Annotated in this window: 2 protein-coding genes; both read right to left on the bottom strand. The window is 65.4% G+C overall.

Annotated elements, in window-relative coordinates; genetic code table 11:
- Positions 1-9: 9 nt before the first annotated feature.
- Complete coding sequence (locus HW554_RS20190; RefSeq protein WP_246285543.1) at positions 10-708, bottom strand: IS630 family transposase; 699 nt, start codon at positions 706-708, stop codon at positions 10-12.
- Positions 705-1,175, bottom strand: coding sequence for a helix-turn-helix domain-containing protein (locus HW554_RS20185; protein ID WP_176910329.1), 471 nt, complete (start codon positions 1,173-1,175; stop codon positions 705-707). The genes HW554_RS20190 and HW554_RS20185 overlap by 4 nt, the downstream gene beginning before the upstream one ends.
- Positions 1,176-1,232 lie beyond the last annotated feature (57 nt).

Genomic DNA, 1,232 nt, shown 5'->3' with positions numbered 1-1,232 from the left:
TACTAGTGCTTAGTCAGACAAGTTAGTTGCCCTAATCTTCTGGTAGTGGCGGTCGAGTTTGACGCGGGCTTTTTCAAGCGTGAATTGCCATTTGACCGTGACCCGGGCCGCATTGCGTTCGGCCACGCAAGCGGCGACGTGGGCGGTGAGTTGCTCCAGGGTGGGAATGCGCTGGTGCAGGCACTGGCGGGCGATGGCCGAGAGTTCGAGTTCAACCATGTTGAGCCAGGAAGCGTTTTTTGGCGTGTAATGGAGCTCAAAACGGGCGGCTAGCGCGCGGGCCTCTTGGGCGGGCAGGTGCTGGTAAAACACGGCATCCGTATGGGTGTTGAGGTTATCCTGGACCAGCACGATTTTCTCGGCCTGGGGGTAGGCCGACGCCAAGCGTTGCAGAAAGCGGCAGTAGTCGGCCCCGGTGCGGCGGGCCGAGACCTCGACCAGGCGCTGGCCCGTGCCCGGCTCGAAAGCGGCCAGCAGGCAGGCTGTGCCCTGGCGCACGTACGTGCTGCTCTCACGCCGGGGCCGCCCGGCCTTGGCTAGCTGCTCGCCTGTGGCCGGCTGGGCCGGCACCGGGGGCAGGGGCTCGACGGGCTGAGCGTGCAGCACGCAGGGGCGCTCATCGAAGCAGACGACGGGAAACTGCGGCTCATAAGGCCGCTCGTAGACAGCCAGCACATCCTCCATCCGGGCCACGAAGGCCGCGTTCATCGCCCCGAGACACCAGTGCTGCTGGCGGTGGGGCTGCAACTCGTTTTTTTGAGCACCTGGCTCACCGTTTCATGCGAAATAGTGTCCACCAAGGCCAGTTCCACCGCTTTATCGGCCAGCAGGCGCAGCGTCCAGCGGCTGTGCCCGGTGGGGGCGGGCGTGCAGGCCAGCGCCGTGAGAGCCGCCCGTTGGGAGCCGTCGAAGCGCGGGGGCGTGCCGCTACGCGGGGCTTCAGCCAAGGCATATTGCCAGCCGGCTTGCTCATAGCGGGAGCGAAGCTGGCTCACGGTCTGGCGGCTCAGGCCGGCCGCCTGACCGGCGGCCTGCTGACCGATACCGGTGGCCAGGGCCAGCAGGGCCTGCGCGCGGCGCACCGCCCGCACGGGTCGGCGACCGATACGCGTGAACTGTTCGAGGGCAGACTGATCAGCAGTCGGCAGGATAAAGGGAGTTAGGGGACGGGCCATATCATCTCAACTCCGACTCCCTTATTTTGTTGGCTAACTTGCCTGACTAAGCACTAG

Origin of the sequence: Hymenobacter lapidiphilus (genome assembly GCF_013377885.1) — a bacterium.
Classification (GTDB): Bacteria; Bacteroidota; Bacteroidia; order Cytophagales; family Hymenobacteraceae; genus Hymenobacter; species Hymenobacter lapidiphilus.
Note: the sequence above shows the minus strand (reverse complement) of the source record. Positions and strands in the feature narration are given on the sequence as shown.